Below are 18,916 nucleotides of genomic sequence, written 5' to 3' on the forward strand. Positions count from 1 at the left end.
GCCGGTTCGGCTGAATCGGAAATAGGCGACGGGTGAGCGGTCGTACGGACGACGGAATTCTCACCGGCCGCCGATGGTCGGAAGGTGAGGAAGAAACGTGAAACGAGCGGCGGCGGGAACGTCGCTGGGCCTGGCCATCGGCGACGCCATGGGATATCCCACGGAATTCCTCGGCGTGCAGCAGATCACCGCGAAGTACGGCCACTGGCGCACGATGGACCTGCCGGTCTCCTCGGGACGGGCCTACGTCACCGACGACACGCAGATGACCCTCGCCCTGGGCGAAGGGCTGATCGAGGCGCTCGCGTCCGGCCCGCTCACGGCGGACGGGATGGTGCCGCCGGTCCGCGACCGCTTCGTCGAATGGTGGCGATCGCCGGAGAACGACCGCGCCCCCGGCATGACCTGCCTGCGCGCCTGCGAAAAGCTCAGCGAGGGCGGCCCCTGGCAGGCGGCCTCCCAGATCGGCTCCAAGGGGTGCGGCGCGAACATGCGGGTCGCGCCCGTCGCCCTCGTCCCCGGCCTCGACCAGCGGCATCGCTCGGCGGCCGCGCAGTTGCAGGCCGCCCTCACCCACGGGCACCCCACGGCGCTGGCCGCGAGCGACCTGACCGCGCACGCCGTCCTGCTGCTCGCCCAGGGCATCGACCTGCCCGATCTGCTGCCCGCCCTGCGCGCCCACGCCGCCGCGTCGTGCACCACGTACCACGCCGACTGGCTGGGGGACCTGGCCGAGCACGCGCAGGACCCCGACCGCGCCGCCTACATCGCGCGGGGCTGGGACGACTGCCTCGCCGTACTGGACCGTCTGGAGGCCGCGCTGGCGGCGCCCGACCTCGAAGCCGATCCCTGCCTGGCGACCGGCGAGGGCTGGATCGCCGAGGAGGCCCTCGCCACCGGCCTGTACTGCTTCCTGCTCCTCCCCGGCGACCCGCCGGCCGTGGTCCGCCGCGCCGCCTGCTCCTCCGGCGACTCCGACTCCATCGCCGCCCTGGCCGGCGCCTTCGCGGGGGCTTACCACGGCGCGGACGCGTGGCCGGACGAATGGACAAAGCCCATCGAATACCGCGAACGCCTGCTGCGATTGGCGGCCGCCTGGGACATCTGACCACCGTGAGTTCGGCGGGGACGCCTCCCTGCGTTCCCGCCGAATGTCCAGCGCCGAACGTACAACGCCGAACGTACAACGCCGAATGTACAACTCGGTTAAGCCAGATATGGACCATCCGATATTCGGAACATCACGGAGCGATACCACATTCACGGGGCGCGGCTTAGAGTGATCGGCCCGGGGTTACCTTTCTCGGGGATCCGACAGGGGTGGTGACACGTGGGGATCCGGGTGGGGAACGTGATTGTTCTGCTGTGCCTGGCGATATGCGGCATGGCGGCACCCGCAGCGGCCGATCCCGATGAGGGGGATGTTCAGGCGGTTTACTGTCTGGCCACGGATCGCCGGGCGCGGCTGGCCGAGGCCGCGTTCGATCTGAACCTGGCCAAGCGGGTCCCCGGCAGCGCCGACGGCCTGCTCGTGGACGGCAGGACATACACGATCGAGGAGTGGCGGGCGAAGTCGCCGGCCGATTTCCGGCGCGCGTGCCGGGCGCTCATGGCCACGGTCCCGCAGCTCGCCCCGGCCGAAGAGCAGAACTGGTTGATCTCATTGCTGAATACGCTCGCGTCGCTCGCCGCCGGCGCGGCGCTCACGCTCCTGGCCCAACGGGTGGAGTCGAATCGCAGCCGGCGCGTGGCCGAGGCGGAGGCGCTGCGGCAGGCGCTCAACGGCTTCCTGCAGCAGGCTCAGGACTACGTCGATCAATGGGCGGCCAACCCGCGTGTCGCACACGCATCGGTGGCGGCGAAGCGTTCCGAACTCACGGCGGAACTCCGCAGGTTTCTGGATTTCCGGCGTTATAGAAAACGCATCGAGCGCCTGCTGGCCGACCTCCCGCTGGGAGAGGACCTGAACACGGAGTATCCCGGCGACCCGGACTTCCAGCAGCGGAGCGGGCATGGCGTCGAGCAGAGGCGCCTGCTGGCCGAGACCGCCGTCTCCGTCGAGGCGCTGATCCGCGATCACCGGTTCGGCGTCCTGGGGTGGCCTCGTCGCGGCCGGAAGCCATCGCGGGAGGCGATCGGCCGCTCCGCGCCGGAGGTCCTGGCGTGATGTTCAACGCGTTCGGCATACCGATCAGGACCGCTCTCCGCCCGGGGAGTGAACAGGTGCTCTACCGCGAGAGCGAGCCGCTCTGCCCGTGGCGTTTTCACGGCCACGAACTCCTTTACGCGGATGTCGACGACACCGCCGCAGCCTTCCAGCACTTCGTCGAGGACGGTCCCGGGGTGATCGACATCCTGGAAAAAGGGCACCTGGTCGTGGTCAACGGAGTGGAGGGCAGCGGAAAGACGACGTTGATCCATCGTTGCGTCGACCACATGCGCGACAAACTCGCCGAATGGCGGAGCCAATCCGGCCAGGACGCGACGCCCGCACCCGGGGGCCTGTGGAGTATCAAGCCACGTGTGCCGGGAATATCCGTGGTGGATCTTAGCCGCGAATCGCGAAAGGTTGCTTACGATGATAATGGGCGACTTTGCCCCCTCAGCGCCATAAATCAGGCCATCTTCAAGAAGGTTGCACGAAGTGTGCAGAGCGACATGGAGCCCCATGACGAGCGGATCCAGAACATGCTGGACCGGCACGGATCCAAGCTGACCGACATGTACGAGGAGTTCGCCGAGGTGCTGCGCGACAGGAACTCCTTCGCGCTGATCATCTTGCCCTTCATACCGTTGGGGAGCGAGCGAGTACATCGGGACTACCTGCGTGCGCATCTGACCTTCAGCGCCCCCCGAATCGTCTTCTTCGCCGAGACCGTCGGAACCGGCCTCAAGGACATGATGGAGGTGGCACCCTCCGATCAGGACCGGCAACTGGTGACCCACCTGTCCATCGGGAAGTTGAAGAATGGGGATTGTGACCGTTTCATCGGCGCCCGGACGGGACACGCCCATCAGCGTCCCGACCACGTCCGCGTAGCCCCCGCGGTCATCGCCAACGCCTCCAAGGACATTGAAAATAGAACGGTGCGCTGGCTCCAGATCGTCTTCTATAGCCTCTCGAAAGCCGCGATTGGGGACAACCGGGACGAGATCGGCCCTGATGATTACCAAAGATTCGAGAAGCAGAGGCGCGACGGACTCAGACGTCGGCCGCTTCGACGCGGAAGGGATCGCGACAGTGAACCCTGAGGACAACCCGTTTCCGTTCAGTCCCACCGCGCGACTGACCGGCTTCGATGATTTCCCGGGCGCACGTCAGCCCGTCGGTCATACCGTGGAGACCGAGGCCGTGCGGATCATTCGCGAACAGGTACGGGGCTATCTCGGCGATCATCATGCCGACGGGCCGGAGAAGCGCGCCGACGGGTCCGTGAGACGGGTGAGCGGCCGGGCCTTGGCGCTGGTGGGCGACTATGGCAGCGGCAAGAGCCACATCGCCTACAGCGTGGCGAAAATGCTCAGGGATGCTCGGTCGGTGCCCGTGATGTGGCTGATCGACGAACCGGTCCTCGACTTCGGCACGCTCTACAGCGACCGCCTCGTCAGCGATCTGAACAACCAGAAGGCCGAGTTCTACGAGATTCTGATCGACTACTACTCCGACGTGACCGCGGACAGCCTGGAACGGACCGACAAGGACGTGGCCGCGGGGTTACGGGGCCACAACCTCGACCCGCAGGCGGTGATCGAGGCGTACACGCTTTCCGAGGCGGCGATCCGCCGGGATCTCGAACGGCGTCTCAAAGGCATCACCGACCATGGAAAATTCTCCGCCGCGCTCGCGATGCTCCAATTCCCCGAGTTCCAGGACGCGGTCTGGGAGTGGCTGATGGGCCATCCGCCGGACGACATCCTGGTCGAACGCGGCATCGACCAGCCCATCGCCGGCGTGACCGCGGTATTCGACGCGCTGGCGGTGTTCGCCTTCCTGTACGGCCAAGCGGGCAGGCGGTTCGCGCTCATCATCGACTCGGTGGAGAAGTCGCTCGACTGGCCCCAGGACCAGCGGATCGCCTTCATGCAGGGCTTCGAAAGGCTGGTGAGCGTCTACGTCAGCGTCGGCGGCCTGCTGGTGTTCTGCGTGCTTCCCGACGCCCTGGCCGAGTTCCCGGAGAGCCTGCACGAGCGTATCCGGCCGATCCGGCCGACCTCGCTGACGAACGTCGAGACCTGGCAGCTCGTCAGCCACTACCTGCGCGGCCCGGCGTCCGTCCCCATGACCGGGAGCGACGCCGGGAAGAGTGCACCCGTCCCGCCGACCCCCGCCGTGCCCGACGTCACGCCGTTCACCCCGGAATCGGTCGAGTACATCCGCACGCTGGCCGGCGGCGTGCCTCGTCGCGTGCTGAAGCTGTGCCACCACGCCTGGCAGGTCGCGGCGCGCCGCCCCGGGCCCGAGCGCCCGATCGACGACGTGGCGATCCGCACCGCGGTCCGCGAGGCGTTTCAGACCGCGACCCGGGAGCACGTCCGCGCCACGATCGAGGAGGTGCTGGAGACGGGACCGTGGCGTTATCAGACGAGCGCGGAACGTTTCGCCAACCGGCGGGGCGGCCCTGCCACGGAGGCCGACTTCTGGATACCGGTCGGGCGGTCGGGCGCCACCATAGCGGTGATCAGCAGCGACTCGATCCTCCTGAACCGCCAGGTCGACCACCTGAAGGATCTCGTCGACGCGGTGCGGGCCGACGCCGGGAACTCGCCCGTCATCGTGCTCGCCGTCGTCAACGGATACCTCGCCGCCGCCTTCCGGGAACCGTTGGCGAACGTCGTCGGCACCAAGCCGATCGTCTACGACGAACGCCGGTTCCGTACCATGCTCCGCAACGCGATTCAGGACGCGGTGGCCCGGTTGGAGAACGCCGGGCGGGACGACGCCCTCGCGCTTTTGCAGGACCGCCTGCAGGGCATCGCCTACCAGCAGACGAACATGCTGGAGTATCTGCAGCGCATCGACGGCAGGGTGGAGCGGTTCGACTCCGCGTCATCCGCCCGGCTGAGCGAGATGCTGCGGCTGATGTCCGGGCAGGGGGAGGGCGCGGCGCGCGGTGAGTGGGCGGCGGGCGCGTCCCGGCGGTTACCGGAGGAGATTCAGCGCCACTTCGACCGCGCGTTCGACGCGGTCGGCCTGATGAGCGGCGTGCCCACCCTGTTCCGGGACGCCTTCGACCCGAAGGCCGCGGCGCGCGGGCGGTCGGAGGTCCATCCGCGCAGGCTGGGGTTCACCGCGGAGCAGTTTCAGGCCGTCGGGGTCGCCGTACTGCTGGAGAAACTGCTGGAGGCGTTCCGCGACGGCGTGGGCGAATGGCTTCGCGACGCCCAGTCGAGTGCCAGCACGTCGGGTGAGGGCGCGTCGGGTGAGGGCGTACGGTATCCCAGCCCCGCGCAGGAGCGGTCATTGCAGGTCATGTGCCGCACCTATGAGATCACGGCGGAGATGCTGCCGGTGTTCCGGCTGGAGAGCCTGGCGGCGTTCGGTATCGCGGGCCGGGAATCGGAGCCGCTCGAACAACGATCCCGATCGTTTCGCCGGGCCGAGGCCGAGGACGCGCTCAGCCGGCTCGGCGACCGCGTGTTCAAGTCCACGTTGTCATGTCTGCGGGTGAGCTGACCGGGCTCCACGTCCCTTTCCTCGAGGGAGGGCGGTGCGGGCGGTCGGGCTCGGCCGGCTGCCGATGGGTCTCACCCGTTTCACCGGCTTCACCGCTTTCGACGGTTTCGACGTTTTCGAGGGCCTCTGCGAACGTCGGCCGGAACCGCGTCCTGGCCGATTCCCAGCGGTCCCAGACGGCGTTCGACACGATGTTGAGCACGTTGACGGTGAGGATCGCCGGTGCCACGACGCTGACCGCGTAGGGCAGTCGTGGCGCCAGGAGCAGCGCGAGGATGACCGCGGTGATGCCGTTCTGCTGCGCCAGGGCGAGATGGACCCGGTCGCGCGTCGGCAGGCGCCGGGCGATGAGCAGGGCGGCGACGATCTGGGCCGCGAAGGCGGCCGCTCCCAGGACGACGCCGAGTTTGAGATCGACCCCTCCGGCCAGCAGCATGCCCAGGGCGAACGTGGCCAGGAAGTAGGCGGCGTCGATGGCCTTCTCCATCCAGGCGTCCAGGCCGGGCCGGAAGAAGAGCCCGATGAGGGCGATGCCCAGCATGAGGAACTGCCACGCGGCGAAGAACATCAGCCCCACGAGGACGGCCGCGGCCACGATCTGCACCGTGGGTGAGGGTTCCCGGGTCGCGGGTCTGTTTCGGCCCCGGCGTACGAGGGTCCAGACCACCCAGGCCACCGCGGCGAAGAGCAGGTTCATCAGCAGGCCGAGGGCCCAGGAGTCGATGCCGCCTCCCGGCGCCACGTCGCCGTCCAGGGCGAACATCATCAGATAGACCGTGAGCAGCGCCGTGACGGGATCATCGAACGAGGCCCAGGCGAGCAGCAGCGACTTGGCCCGGGGGGACATCCGCGACCGGCCCCTGATCGCCGCGACGGACAGGGGGTCGATCTGCGCCACGGCCACGCCCAGCAGCACGGCGGCCCGATCGCCCGAGACGAGGTACATGACGCCGGCGATCAGTGCCGTCTTCAGCAGCACGCCCACGGTGACCGCGGCGAGCACCAGGCGTAAGTCCGTGACCGCGCTCCTGGGGATGCCGGAGGCGCTGCCGTAGAGGCCCAGCGCCAGCAGCACGCTGACGCCCCACATGTACGGCGAGGAGGCGCCGATGTCCCCCGAATCCACGCCCGTCGCGACCGCGAGGCCCGCGGCGGCCACCATCAGCGACGCCGTCAGCCGCCCGATGGCGGTTTTCCCGATCCAGGTGAGCACGCTCATGCCCTTGTCGCCTCCCGGCGGCATGCGCCTGTGAGCCATCGGCGGCGCGAAATTGTGTCGATGACAATGCTAGACGCGTCGCGGGCGGCGGTCACGACTTGAGCGAAGACCGAGAGAATTATTCTGGGCGATGTCCTGCGTGGGCGAATAAGCGAAGCTCACGGGGTCGGGAGATCGTACGGCTCATTTCATTCAACGTGTGACAAAGTATGGCGCACTCGTTCGACGAGCCGCCGAAGACGGGCCTCGGCGTACCACACCTTGTCCTGCATCAGGGTCACGCCGACCAGGAAATCGCCCGACCCCGGCTGAAGCCAGTGCACGTACAGCGCGCCGGCCTGCACGTCGAGAACGAGCCGGTCTATGGGTCCGTCGATAATCAGTCGCAGTGCGTGGCGAAGACGGGACATATCACTACGCAGCCGGGAGGCGATGTCTTGATATAGCGTTCTACGTGAGGTTATGGCGATATCGGTGAACCAGCGGCCGAGTTGCGGATCGTCGAAAACGTCGCCGACGTGTACCGGCGACCAATTCCGGTAGAGCGCCGCATAATGAAGATCGTCCGGGCCGACGCTGTAGGCCCAGTCGTTGAACAAACGCGTCTGCAGCTGCTCGCGCAGACCGCTGTCGGACCAGGTACGCGGGGCCGACGGCGGGTTCACGTCCCCGGGATCCGCCGGGGACGGCGGGATATCGCCTCCCGGGTGCTCGCTGCCGAGCCGGAACTCGTTCTCGCGAATCTCGTTCGCCAGGTGGTTCATGCGCAGGTCCATCGCCTCGGCGCGCAAGGGCGGGAGGGCGGCCCCGACGACGTACTCGCCCGACCGGATCCGGCCGCAGTAGAGCGCTCCGGAGCCGACGGACTGCACCACCGTGCGGATCACCTCGCCGGTGTTGAGGGCTCGAAGGGAGAGGTCGAAGTCCTCCACGCACACGATGAACTGACGCGCGGCGTGCCGATATCGGTCGCGGGTCTCCTTCGGCGGCATGCGCAGCAGCGTCGCGCACTCGTCGTGGTCGAAGGTGTCGACGGAGAAATCGAAGACGCCGGTCCCGTAGTGGGCGATGTACTGCGGCCCGTGCGGCGCGCTCAGCGACGCGCCGCAGTAGCGGATCAATCCGTCGTACCCGGCGTGGACGTGGGGTTCCCGCACCAGGTACGGCGCTCGCCGCCGGTCGTCGGTGGACGTGTTCACGGTCGTCGGTTCCTTTCCCGCGCCGGTGGAGTCGATCGTCGAGTCATGCGAGCCGTGCCCCCCGCTCACAGTCCGGGTATCTCAAGGTCGATGTCCGACCGCGCCGACGAGGCGGGACCTTCGCGCCGGCCGGCCATCCGCTCCGTGGTGTCCTCGAGGTTGCGCGCGATGAGGTTCAGGTTCGGATGGTTCGGCATCGCCGAGCCGCGGTAGCCGGCGTGCGCCTGCCGCTCCAGGTCGGCGGCTCGCTCAGGCTCGCCCGCCGCCACCAGGGTGTTGGCGAGGTTGACGGCGGAGGCGAGCGTCCAGGGATGCGACCAGCCGAGGTCGATGGAGAGCGCCTCCAGGCTCTCCTCGCCGCGGCGAAGGGCCTCGGGGAGGTCGCCGGAGGCGCGGAGGTAGACGGCCAGGTTGACCTGGCAAATGTGGGTGTAAGGGTGGGTGTCGCCCAGGGTGTCCTTGAGCAGTCCCAGGCATTCCACGGCCTGGGAGACGGCCTCGTCGTGCTTGCCGAGGGCGTGCAGGTCGGCGGCGAGGCTCGCGGCGCAGGCGATGCTGAGCAGGAACCGGTCGCCGTGATGGGCGTGCAGGTCCCGCAGGGTGCGTTCGTCCCGCTCCCGGGCCTGGTACGGCCGCCCCAGCCGCCGTTCGGTGATGGCCAGGCCGCTCTCCGCCCGCAGCACCTCCATCCCGGGCCCGTCCCCGGTCCGCAGACCGCTGGACCCCTGATGGTTCAGCGCCTGTTTGAGCAGCTCGTAGGACTCGTCGTTATCGCCGAGATCCCGGTGGAAGCGGGCGATCATGGTGGCGGTACGCCAGGCCGCCGGATCGTTCTCGCCGGCGGCGGCGACCCGCAGCGCGAACCGGCGCTTGGCGAGCTCAAGCGCGCGTGGCACATCGCCCATCAGCGCTTCGGAGATCGCGAGGTTGTGCATCGCCTCCCCGGTGTTGGGGTGGTTCGGGCCGAGGAGCTCGCCGAGCGCCCGCAGCACGGCGCGATCCTCGGCGCGTGCCTCCTCGAACCTGCCCAGGCCCCGGAGCGCGGCGGCGTACGCTCCGGCGGTGAGCAGGGTCCGGGGGTGGTTCTTGCCGAGGACCTCCCGCTGGGAGCGGAGGGCGTTGCGGCTGTAGCGCTCGGTGTCCTGGTAATCGCCCAGTTCCCGGAACGCCCGCCCGAGCAGGTTGAGCAGCCGGAGGTACAGTTCCCTGTCGTACTGCGCCGCCGCCCAGCTCTCCTCGGCGCGCAGGCCGATCGTCCTGGCGCGTTCCCGGGCGATTTTTTCGCCGCGGCCGAGCAGCCAGTCCATCTGGTTGATCACCCACTGGCGCACCGTCCGCCGCTCGTCCCGCCACGGTTCGAGCGCGTCCAGGTGCAGGTCCAGCTCGGCGTACATACGCCGCGACTTCTCGTCCTGGGCGTCGTCGGGATCGGCCGGGGCGTACGCCGCCAGCACGCCGCGCAGCTCCTCCACCCGGGGGCCGAGGCGGTCCCCCATCCGCTCCCGGAGCAGTTCGGCGAGGAGCCGGTGCAGGAGGACGGGCTGCCGCTTCCCGTCGAACTCCACCCTGGCCAGGCCATACCGCTGCAGGCTTCGCAGCATCACGTCCACCATGAGCGGGTCCCGCAGCCCTTGCCGGGCCAAGGGCAGTTCGGCGAGCGTGGCGCGGGATTTGAGCAGGCGTCGGGAGACGCCGAGCGGGGAGAGCAACGCGCACGCCTCGAGCAGCCAGATCGTCGCCTCGCCGCCGATGTTCTCGCGTCGCAGGGCCTCGCCGCCGATGTCCGCGGGCAGGGTTTCCAGCGCGAGCTCCAGCATGACGCGGGCGAGGGGGGCGACGCCGTACCGGTTCTGCAGCTCGCCGCGAATCCGGTCGAACTCGTCGGTGAAACGCGCGACCGCGTTCGCCAGCGCGTCCTGGGGGGCCGTGTTCCCCTGCTCCAGCCTGAACGCGAAGGCCGTCACCCAGGCTCCGGCGAGGTCGACCAGGAGCGGTATGTGGCGCACCCGGTCGGCCACCTGCTCGGCGTACCGGGACAGGAACCGGGCGTCCTTGGCCGCCAGCACCGCCGTGGCCTCGGTGCGGGTGAACGGGGTCAGCGGCAGCTCGCGGGCGGCGGGGAGCACGTCGGCGGTCCGCGACACGACGATCACATGGCGGTCGGTCCCGACCTCCGGAAGGAGGTCGGGCAGATTCGCGATCTTCTCGACGTTGTCGTAGACGAGCAGCCATCGCTTGGCGTCGTCGCTCGACAGGTGGCGGAGCGCCGCCTGGCTGGCGTCGGCGCCGGTCGGTATGCGCAGCGCGTGCGCGAGGCGGGCCAGACCCTCGCGGATGCCCTGCTCGCCTTCTCCCGGCAGCCACCACACGATGTCGTACGCCGGGGCGAACCGCGCGGCGTACTCCATGGCCAGCATGCTCTTGCCCATGCCGGGCTCGCCGGAGATGAGGCACGGGCGGTGGCCGGACCCGTCCACGGCGTGCAGGGCGTCGCGCACCTCTTCGAGGAAGTCGTCGCGGCCCACGAAGCGTGCGCGGTGCCTGAGGCGCCCGACCTCCGGCGGATTGCCGGGGAATCTCGGGCCGATGGGGACGCCCCTGGCGGACACCCCGCCGATGGACGGCCCGCCGATGGCCAGGTCACGGCGGAGGGCGGTGACGGCCTCCGGCTCGGTCAGGCCGTGCAGGGTGATCCGCGGGATGCCGGAGAGCTCGTCCGGCACCGGCAGGTCGTCCACGACGGCGAGGCGCAGGTCCGCGGTGGCCATGCCGCGCAGGCGGCTCGCGGACTCCGCATCCAGGCCGGCGGGGGAGAAGACGATCGTGGCCGAGCCGGGGGCGGGGCTCTCGCCGCTGTATCGGTCCCACCGTATGGTGCGGACCCGGACGCCGAGACGCCCCAGCTGCCCGGCGGCCCACTCGGCCCACACCCGGAACCGCGGCACGTAACACACGGTCACCCGGCGAAGCGGCCCGAGTTTGCCGTCGCTGAGCCGGCGCGCGAGCCGTTCGTAGGCGGGGCGCAGACCGCCAGTCTCGCCGTGCGGTTCGGTCGCGACGGCCAGCGTCTCGGTGAAGGCGTACTGCGGGTGGTAGGGGATCTCGGCGTAGTGGGGCTTTCCGTCCACGGCGAACCGGGCGAACCGTTCCTCCGCGATCGACCTGACCAGCCCCAGGGCCTTGCGCGCGGCCTCGTCGGCCTTGATGCCGAGCGCGACGACGGTCACCGGGCGCGTGGCGTCCCGCCGGATGTGGTCGGCCATCGCCGCCGCGCCCTCGATCGCGCGGGCGTTCAGCGGGAAACAGGCGACGACGACATCGGTGAGGCCGGAGACGGGCGGCGCCGGAGCGGCTGCGCCGTTGGGCGCGTCGATCAGCACGAAGTCGTGGTCCGCCGAGGCGTCGCCCTGCTCGACCGTGATGAGATCGGTCAGCCGGGTGATGTCGCGGGTGATGTCGTCGATGTGCAGGAGGTCCACCCGGCCGGGCGAGTCGGCCGGGCCGTAGCGGAGGCGGACGACGCCGGCGGGGTTGTGGTCAGGGTTGTGGGCAGGGTTGTCGGTGGGGTCGTCGGCGGGCAGGTACGGGCGGAGGTAGTCGCGCGCCCGGATCGCCGACGGATGCGCGTCGACGATCAGCACCTTCTGACCGGACTCCGCCAGGACAAGGGCCACGTTGATCAACGCGGTGGTGCGGCCGATATTGTCGCTCGTCGAGCAGAACGTGAGGACACGGGCGGCTCGCGGAGTGCCGGTATTCATGACCACTCCAATTCTGCATAACGGCGCGTACCGAAAATGGCGGGAACCGCTGAAGAACCTGCCGTAAGACTCGCCGACCGAAACTTAGTATAGGTGCTCAACTCGCTACGGCGAGCAACATACCGTACGCAATCGAGACCCGTCTCCTGAAGCGATCACCCGTCGCCGTCGGAGTCCTGGCCGATGGCCTCCTCGTAGTCGTTGGAAAATGCGTCGGGTCCTTCGGTCAGTTCCCGCCGGATACGTCGAAGCGCCACGGCGAGCACCGACTCCGGGCACGCGGCCACGGCATCGAGATCGATGCGCGTGAGGTCCACGAGGTCGGAGACGAGCGTGTCGGAGGTGGGCAGACCGGTCGCCCCGGCTTCTTCTCCAGGTTCCATCGACTAGGTCTCCCTGCGGGCGTCCGTGCGTAGGCGAGAGCGCCATCATGATATCCCGAAGGCGTACGCAATAGAGGGGCGGCGACAAGGGTACGAATTTTTCTCTTGACGGTTAGTTAATGCGTTGAACTACTCTTACTACCCCAAAGTGGACATGCCGGGTGCTGATTGGTCGCCGAACCGCAGGGGAAGGGTAAACCGGGAAACGAGACGTATGCCGCCTCACGGGAGCGACGTAACATGGCGCACGCGCGACATGAAAGGGCCATGGAATGGCCGCACACTCTGGACGTCGACGCCCTGCTGGCGGACGGCTGGACTCCGCGCCCATTTCGCAGTTTCATTCTCAAGATCCACGGCCGATGCGATCTGGCGTGTGACTACTGCTACTTCTACCGGGGCGCCGATCAGAGCTGGCGCGCTCAGCCCAGGACGATGTCCCGCGCCGTGGTCGAGCAGACGGCGCGACGCGTGGCGGAGCACGTCCGGGCGCACCGGCTGCCGCGGGTCAACGTCGTGCTGCACGGCGGCGAGCCGCTGCTCGCCACCCCCGGCCTCACCGCGTACGCCGTGCGCACGATCCGCGAGCAGGTCGGCACCGCCGCCGAGGTAAGGGTCTCGGTGCAGACCAACGGCCTGAGGCTGGACGACGAGCGGGTACGCCTGTTCGCCGAACTGGGCGTGCGGATCGGCGTCAGCCTCGACGGCGACCGGGACGCGCACGACCGGCATCGGCGCACGCCCGGCGGCCGCGGCACCTTCGAACGGGTGGCGGCGGCCGTCCACCGGCTCTCCGCAGGCCCGCACCGGCGGCTCTTCGCGGGCCTGCTGTGCACCATCGACCTGCGCAACGACCCCGTGCGCACCTACGAGGCCCTGCTGCGGTTCCAGCCGCCCGCGGTGGACTTCCTGCTGCCGCACGGCAACTGGAACTCCCCGCCGCCGCGCCGGCTCCCCGGCTCGCCGGACACCCCGTACGGGGACTGGCTGATCGCCGTGTTCGACCGCTGGTACGACGCGGCGGCCAAGGAGACGGGGATCCGCCTCTTCGAGGAGATCATCAACCTGCTGTGCGGCGGAGTCTCCACCGTGGAGGGGATCGGGCTCGCCCCGATCCGGTACCTGGTGATCGAGACGGACGGCTCGATCGGGCAGGGCGACGCCCTGAAGGTGGCGTACCCGGGGGCGCCCTGGACGGGCTTCCACGTCGAGACGACCCCCTTCGACGCGGCCCTGTTCGCGGCTCCGTTCGTCGCCCGGCAGATCGGCGTGGCAGCGCTCGGGCCCACCTGCCGCGGGTGCGGGCTGCACCGGGTGTGCGGCGCCGGCCACTACGCCCACCGGTACCGGGCCGGGGACGGCTTCGCCAATCCCACGGTGTACTGCCCGGACCTCTACAAGCTGATCACGCATGTGCGCGCCCGCGTCGCCGCCGACGTGCTACGGCCGCGCGGATGACGCCGACGACACCGGCGACGCCGATGGCATCGCCCGCCCCCGAGCCGCACACCCTGCCGGGCGAGCTGTTCGACCTGCTCGCCGCCGGAGGCGGAGGCGCGCGGGCGGTCCACGCGCTCGCCGCCGGCGAACGGAGCAGGCGGCTGCTCGTGCTCCGCGACGTCGTGGCCACGGCACGCGCGGGGCACGCCGACGCCGAGGTGACCGGACGCGCGTACGCGCTGCTCGGCGAACTGGCGCGGGCCGCCCCCGCCGCGCTCGACGAGGTGATCTCCTATCCGGCCGTCGGCGCCTGGGCGCTGATCACCCTGCGCAGGCTGGTCCGGGGCGACCCCGAGGCCGACCCCGCCCGGCTGGCCGCGATCGCCGCCGCCGTCGCCGCCCGCGGCCGGATCCCATCGACGATCACCGTGCGGGCGACGCGCGACGGCGTGATGCTGCCCTCGCTCGGCCTGGCCAGGTTCCCCGGCGCGTACCCGGGACAAGAGGCGGTCGTCCGGGTGACGCCCGCGACAACCGTCGTCGTCCTCGGCGACCGAACGGTGCCGGTTCCACGGTCGCCGCGCGTCGAGGACGACGACTGGCTGGGCCTGTGCCGGATCGCCGTCGGCGCCGCCGACCGGGCCGCCGAGCTCGTGCTCGACGACGTGGATCCCTACCGGTTCCCCGCGTTCCCCACGCGCGGCCGATGCGCGCCGCGTCTCCCGGCGGACCGGGTGGATCGCTGGCGCCGCGTCATCGGCGCGGGCGACCGGCTGCTCACCGGCCCGCTCGCGTACGCGGCGGACGAGCTGCGGGCCGGCACCCGGATGCTCGTCCCCCTCGTGTCCCCCCGGATCGTCAGCGCCTCCTCCTCGCTGAGCATCGGCTGCGTCGCGCTCTCCCTGCCGCCGTCGCCGCTCGCCGCGGCCCGGACGCTCATGCACGAGATGCAGCATGGCAAGCTCTCCGCGCTCATGACGCTGTTCCCGCTCATCGCCGAGCCGACGGACGAGCGGTTCTACGCGCCCTGGCGGGACGACCCGCGCCCGCTCGCAGGACTGTTCCAGGGCGCGTACGCCCACCTGGGGATCGCACGGTTCTGGGCGCGGCGGTGCGAGGTCGAGACCGAGCCGGAGGCGGCGCTGTACGCGCAGACCGAACTCGCCCGCTGGCGCCGGGCGGCCCTGGAGACCACCGAGGTCCTGCTGCGCACCCGGCGGTTCACCGCGCTCGGCGAACGCTTCCTGCGCGGCATGCGGGCGAGTCTCACGTCGCTGGCGCGGATCCCGGTCGCCGCGGCGGCCGAGGCCGCGGCGGCGGCGCTGTCCGCCCGGCACCGGACGCGGTGGCTTCGCGCGCACGGCGCGGACGCGGATGCGAGCGAGGGCCTTGGCTTCCGTCCGGCTTCCTCCGCTCCCCGCTCGGATGAGGGTTGACGGCCGTCCCCGGGGCTCACGACTCGTACAGCGGGGTGCTCAGGTAGCGTTCGCCGGTGTCCGGGAGGATCACGACGACGAGTTTCTCCCGGCTGGCGTCGCGGCGGGCGACGGCCTCGGCGGCGCACAGGGCCGCCCCGCCCGACACGCCCGCGAGAATGCCCTCGGTGCGGGCGAGCTTGCGCGCGGTGGCCCTGGCGTTCTCCACGTCCACCGTGATCACCTCGTCGCAGATCGCGGTGTCCAGCACCTCGGGGATGAAGCCGGCCCCTATGCCCTGGATGCCGTGCGGTCCCGGCTGCCCGCCGGACAACACCGGCGACTCGGCGGGCTCGACGGCGATCACCCGCGCCTCCGGCTTCTTGCCCTTCAGGAAGCGCCCGACGCCGGTGATCGTGCCGCCGGTGCCGACGCCGGCCACGAGGATGTCCGCCCGGCCCTCGGTGTCCTCCCAGATCTCCTGGGCGGTGGTACGCAGGTGCACGTCCGGATTGGCCGGGTTGGCGAACTGCTGGGGCATGAACCAGCCGTTCGCCTCCGCCAGGCGGGCCGCCTCCGCCACCGCTCCGGTCATGCCCTCCGCCGCCGGGGTGAGGACCAGGTGCGCGCCGTACGCGGCGAGCAGGGCGCGGCGTTCCACGCTCATGCTCTCGGGCATGGTGAGCGTCAGGCGATAGCCCTTCGCGGCGGCGACCATGGCGAGCCCGATGCCGGTGTTGCCGCTGGTGGGCTCCACGATGTGCGCGCCCGGGGCGAGGCGGCCCGACTCCTCGGCCGCCTCGATCATCGCCAGGGCGATGCGGTCCTTGACGCTGCCGCCCGGGTTAGCCGACTCCAGCTTGGCCACCAGGCGGCCGGGCAGGCCCGCGCCGAAACGCGACAGCCGTACGAGGGGGGTGTGGCCGATCAGGGACAGGACGTTCGGGTGAATCGCGGGCATGGTCAGCTCCTGAGGGGGGTGCGCGCGCCGTTCGGGGTGGCGGCCGGCGCGGGTACGGCGGACGGGGTGAGGGGCGTGATCAGGGAGGGCGGCGCGGACACGCGAGCCCCGGCGGGAACGTCGGAAAGGACGAGGGCGTGGGCGCCGATCGTCGCGTCGTCGCCGACGTACACCCGCCCGAGAACGGAGGCCCCCACGCCGATCGTCACCCGGTTTCCGACGACCGGGTGACGCGGGGTGCCCTTGGCGTCGGCGCGGTGGCCCCGCCCGCCCAACGTGACCTGGTGGTAGAGGGTGACGTCGTCCCCGATGACGGCCGTCTCGCCGATCACGACCCCGGACCCGTGATCGATGAACAGCCGCCGTCCGACGCGGGCTCCGGGGTGGATCTCGATGCCGGTCACCGTACGGGCGATTTGCGAGATCAGGCGCGGCACGAACGGCACGCCACGCCGGTGCAGCAGGTGGGCGAGGCGGTGTGACCACACTGCCCACACCCCCGGGTAGAGCACGGCTTCCGCTACGCGGGTGCCGTAGAGGGCGGGGTCACGACGGCAGGCGGCACGAAGGTCTGCGAGCATGGGTTTCCCTCGATGGGCGAGGTAGACAGGGGAAGGCCGGCGTCGGCCGACAGGTCCGTTGCAGGTGAACGGAGAGGGGAGGAGCCGCCCGGCACACGGCAGATGGAACGCCAGTTCAGCGGCCGGGACACCCTTCATCGAAAACGCGCCGGACGTGGAACCCGGTCATGGGCGTCGCGAACCGGGATCCGGCGAGACGCCGCGGCGAACGCGTATCTGCCACCGGACCAACGTAAGGACGCCGAGCCTGCCCGCACCACCGCCGCACGTCATCCCATCGCAGGACTTTGGACCGCGGCGGAAATGACCTTCGGCTCTGGCGGTCGTATCGAACGAGGCCCTGGCACCGGTCGCGGCGCGAGGCCGTCTCCTCATCGGCGGCGGTCAGCCCCCCTACGCAGCCCCTTGCCTAGCCCCTGGTCGGCGTCCGACGGCGGCGTGCAGGTCGGCCGGCAGGGCGGGCAGGGTGAGTTCCTCGCGTCCGGCGGCAGGGCCCGGTGCTCGGCGGCGAGCGTCTCCTGCATGCCCCGTGATCCGTTGGACCGATCGCACGAGAATCCCCAGATCACCGGGTCAGGGCATTCCCGGCGTCGCCGATCAGGCCCTGCGGACTAGGACCGGGAGCCGTCACGCAGCCGGGCGGCGATGGCTTCGGCGGCGAGCCGGATGGGTGGGGCGAGTTTGGCCGGCTCGACGCGGACGGTGTGCACGACGGCGCCGACCGCGGCGACGGGCCGTCCGTCGTCGTCGAGGATGGGGGCGGCCACCGAGCAGGTGCCCAAGGTCATCTCCTCGCGGGTGACGGCGTAGCCGCGTCGTACGACGCGTTCCAGGTCGGCGCGCAACCGGCCGGGTTCGACGATGGTGTAGCAGGTCGGCCGGGGGAGGGGGCGGGCGAGGTAGTCGCGAAGGAAGTCGGGGGTCTCGTGCGCGAGCAGGGCCTTGCCGACTCCGGTGGCGTGCAGGGGCAGTCGGCCGCCGATGCGGGAGGTGATCGGCACGGACCGGTGGCCGGAGAGCTTCTCGACGTAGAGGGCGTCCTCGCCGTCGCGCACGGCGAGGTGCACGTTCTCCCGGGTCGCCTCATAGAGGGACTGCAGGAACGGCAGGGCGGTCTCCCGCAGCCGGACGTGCAGCGGACCGAGCAGCCCGACCTCCCACAGCCGGATCCCGACCTCGTAGGCGCCGTCCTCGCATCGTTGCAGGCCCCGCCACGCTACAAGCTCGTTGACCAGACGGTGGGCGGTGGTCAGGGGAAGCCCGGAACGGCGGGAGATCTCGGTGAGCGACAGGCGCGGGTAGTTGATGTCGAAGGCGTCCAGAATCGTGAGGACGCGTGAGGTCACCGACCGGCCGGGCTGGCTGGTACGTCCTGCCATGGGGGCCTCCCTACAACGCCGCTGCCACCGCATAGGGAGGCAACAGCGTACAGGCGGGGAGGGCTGTGCTCTAGTCGCCTGCCGGGCGGAAACCCGCCTCCGCCGCGGCAGGCGCGAATCGTCAGACGTCCGTCGTCGCCTTGGCCTTCTGGATCTGCTCGTAGACGTGGCCGCGTAGCTCGGTGAAGCGCGGCAGGGCGCGGGTGGTGAGTTGGTCGCGATCGGCGGGCAGGTCGATCTCCAGATCCTCCTGGACGACGGTGGGCGAACTGGACAGGACCACGACCCGCCGACCGAGGTACACGGCCTCGTCGATGTCGTGCGTGACGAACAGGATGGTCATCGAGAATTCGGCCCAGATCCGGCGGATCAGGTCCTCGAGGTCGGCGCGGGTCTGGGCGTCGACGGCGGCGAACGGCTCGTCCATGAGCATGATGTGCGGCTCGTAGGCGATGGCGCGGGCGATCGCGACGCGTTGCTGCATGCCGCCGGAGAGCTGCCACGGGTACGCCGCGGCGGCGTCGGCGAGCCCGACCGCGTCGAGGGCCTGCGCCACGAGATCGCGCCGCCGCGACTTGGGCAGCTTCTTCTCCTTCAGCGGCAATTCGACGTTAGCGGCGACGCGCAGCCAAGGGAACAGGCTGCGGCCGTACTCCTGCAGCACCACCGCCATGCCCGTCGGCGGCCCGGTGACCGGCCTGCCCTCCAGCGTGACGGTGCCCGACGTCGGCGCGAGCAGCCCGGACACGCATTTGAGCAGGGTGGTCTTGCCGCAGCCGGAGGGGCCGACCAGGCAGACCAGCTCGCCGGCGTCGACGCGGAAGGTCAGGTCGCGCAGGGCCTCCACCGACCGGCCGTGCCCGTCGTAGACCTTGTGCAGTCGTTCGACTTCGAGCATCGGAGG

14 protein-coding genes are annotated in these 18,916 nt (G+C 70.3%); 6 read left to right on the forward strand and 8 right to left on the reverse strand.

Annotation, left to right across the window (positions count from 1 at the left end; genetic code table 11):
- Positions 1–97: 97 nt before the first annotated feature.
- The 4 genes from AB0K60_RS04750 to AB0K60_RS04765 all read left to right on the forward strand — a co-directional run bounded on the left by AB0K60_RS04750 (position 98) and on the right by AB0K60_RS04765 (position 5,674).
- Complete coding sequence (locus AB0K60_RS04750; RefSeq protein ID WP_364048614.1) at positions 98–1,108, forward strand: ADP-ribosylglycohydrolase family protein; 1,011 nt, start codon at positions 98–100, stop codon at positions 1,106–1,108.
- A gap of 243 nt (positions 1,109–1,351) precedes the next feature.
- Entirely contained in the window at positions 1,352–2,167 is an 816-nt protein-coding gene (locus tag AB0K60_RS04755; RefSeq protein WP_364048616.1) for a hypothetical protein, read from the forward strand.
- Positions 2,164–3,252 carry a hypothetical protein gene (locus tag AB0K60_RS04760; protein WP_364048618.1) on the forward strand — a complete coding sequence of 363 codons (1,089 nt, stop codon included), beginning with the start codon at positions 2,164–2,166 and terminating at the stop codon, positions 3,250–3,252. The genes AB0K60_RS04755 and AB0K60_RS04760 overlap by 4 nt, the downstream gene beginning before the upstream one ends.
- Positions 3,253–3,352: 100 nt before the next feature.
- Positions 3,353–5,674 (forward strand): hypothetical protein, encoded by a 2,322-nt coding sequence (locus tag AB0K60_RS04765; protein WP_364048620.1) that lies wholly within the window; start codon positions 3,353–3,355, stop codon positions 5,672–5,674.
- Here AB0K60_RS04765 and AB0K60_RS04770 read toward each other — a convergent pair.
- The 4 genes from AB0K60_RS04770 to fxsA all read right to left on the reverse strand — a co-directional run bounded on the left by AB0K60_RS04770 (position 5,640) and on the right by fxsA (position 12,236).
- Positions 5,640–6,932, reverse strand: coding sequence for a hypothetical protein (locus AB0K60_RS04770; protein WP_364048622.1), 1,293 nt, complete (start codon positions 6,930–6,932; stop codon positions 5,640–5,642). The two genes, AB0K60_RS04765 and AB0K60_RS04770, sit on opposite strands and share 35 nt — an antisense overlap.
- Before the next feature lie 149 nt (positions 6,933–7,081).
- Positions 7,082–8,092: a hypothetical protein gene (locus AB0K60_RS04775; protein WP_364048623.1), complete on the reverse strand. Its 1,011-nt coding sequence runs from the start codon at positions 8,090–8,092 to the stop codon at positions 7,082–7,084.
- Positions 8,093–8,157: 65 nt separating this feature from the next.
- Positions 8,158–11,853, reverse strand: coding sequence for an FxSxx-COOH system tetratricopeptide repeat protein (gene fxsT, locus AB0K60_RS04780; protein WP_364048625.1), 3,696 nt, complete (start codon positions 11,851–11,853; stop codon positions 8,158–8,160).
- Positions 11,854–12,008: 155 nt separating this feature from the next.
- Positions 12,009–12,236: an FxSxx-COOH cyclophane-containing RiPP peptide gene (fxsA, locus tag AB0K60_RS04785; protein WP_364048628.1), complete on the reverse strand. Its 228-nt coding sequence runs from the start codon at positions 12,234–12,236 to the stop codon at positions 12,009–12,011.
- A 267-nt stretch (positions 12,237–12,503) separates the two neighbouring features.
- Between fxsA and AB0K60_RS04790 the strand changes: the two genes are divergently transcribed.
- Both AB0K60_RS04790 and AB0K60_RS04795 read left to right on the forward strand, forming a co-directional pair.
- On the forward strand, positions 12,504–13,694 hold the full coding sequence (locus tag AB0K60_RS04790; RefSeq protein ID WP_364048630.1) for an FxsB family cyclophane-forming radical SAM/SPASM peptide maturase: 1,191 nt from the start codon (positions 12,504–12,506) through the stop codon (positions 13,692–13,694).
- Positions 13,691–15,112: an HEXXH motif domain-containing protein gene (locus AB0K60_RS04795; RefSeq protein WP_364048632.1), complete on the forward strand. Its 1,422-nt coding sequence runs from the start codon at positions 13,691–13,693 to the stop codon at positions 15,110–15,112. Before AB0K60_RS04790 ends, AB0K60_RS04795 begins: the two co-directional genes overlap by 4 nt.
- Before the next feature lie 16 nt (positions 15,113–15,128).
- Here AB0K60_RS04795 and cysK read toward each other — a convergent pair whose 3' ends face one another.
- The 4 genes from cysK to AB0K60_RS04815 all read right to left on the reverse strand — a co-directional run bounded on the left by cysK (position 15,129) and on the right by AB0K60_RS04815 (position 18,910).
- A complete protein-coding gene (cysK, locus tag AB0K60_RS04800) occupies positions 15,129–16,052 on the reverse strand; it encodes a cysteine synthase A (RefSeq protein ID WP_364048634.1) in 924 nt (307 codons plus the stop codon).
- 2 nt (positions 16,053–16,054) lie between these two features.
- The gene (gene epsC / locus AB0K60_RS04805; protein WP_364048636.1) at positions 16,055–16,633 is read right to left on the reverse strand and encodes a serine O-acetyltransferase EpsC; all 579 of its coding nucleotides are present in this window, start codon (positions 16,631–16,633) and stop codon (positions 16,055–16,057) included.
- A 611-nt stretch (positions 16,634–17,244) separates the two neighbouring features.
- A complete protein-coding gene (locus AB0K60_RS04810) occupies positions 17,245–18,012 on the reverse strand; it encodes an IclR family transcriptional regulator (protein WP_364048638.1) in 768 nt (255 codons plus the stop codon).
- A gap of 121 nt (positions 18,013–18,133) precedes the next feature.
- Positions 18,134–18,910 (reverse strand): ABC transporter ATP-binding protein, encoded by a 777-nt coding sequence (locus AB0K60_RS04815; RefSeq protein ID WP_364048640.1) that lies wholly within the window; start codon positions 18,908–18,910, stop codon positions 18,134–18,136.
- Positions 18,911–18,916: the final 6 nt, after the last annotated feature.

This window comes from Thermopolyspora sp. NPDC052614 (genome assembly GCF_040678635.1).
In the GTDB taxonomy this organism is placed as follows: domain Bacteria; phylum Actinomycetota; class Actinomycetes; order Streptosporangiales; family Streptosporangiaceae; genus Thermopolyspora.

What these genes read in the sequence shown, in the direction of transcription:
- cysK (WP_364048634.1), bottom strand. Translation starts at nt 16,052, where the DNA reads ATGCCCGCGATTCACCCGAACGTCCTGTCCCTGATCGGCCACACCCCC.
- AB0K60_RS04770 (WP_364048622.1), bottom strand. Translation starts at nt 6,932, where the DNA reads ATGGCTCACAGGCGCATGCCGCCGGGAGGCGACAAGGGCATGAGCGTG.
- fxsT (WP_364048625.1), bottom strand. Translation starts at nt 11,853, where the DNA reads ATGAATACCGGCACTCCGCGAGCCGCCCGTGTCCTCACGTTCTGCTCG.
- AB0K60_RS04815 (WP_364048640.1), bottom strand. Translation starts at nt 18,910, where the DNA reads ATGCTCGAAGTCGAACGACTGCACAAGGTCTACGACGGGCACGGCCGG.
- AB0K60_RS04790 (WP_364048630.1), top strand. Translation starts at nt 12,504, where the DNA reads ATGGAATGGCCGCACACTCTGGACGTCGACGCCCTGCTGGCGGACGGC.
- AB0K60_RS04795 (WP_364048632.1), top strand. Translation starts at nt 13,691, where the DNA reads ATGACGCCGACGACACCGGCGACGCCGATGGCATCGCCCGCCCCCGAG.
- AB0K60_RS04810 (WP_364048638.1), bottom strand. Translation starts at nt 18,012, where the DNA reads ATGGCAGGACGTACCAGCCAGCCCGGCCGGTCGGTGACCTCACGCGTC.
- epsC (WP_364048636.1), bottom strand. Translation starts at nt 16,633, where the DNA reads ATGCTCGCAGACCTTCGTGCCGCCTGCCGTCGTGACCCCGCCCTCTAC.
- fxsA (WP_364048628.1), bottom strand. Translation starts at nt 12,236, where the DNA reads ATGGAACCTGGAGAAGAAGCCGGGGCGACCGGTCTGCCCACCTCCGAC.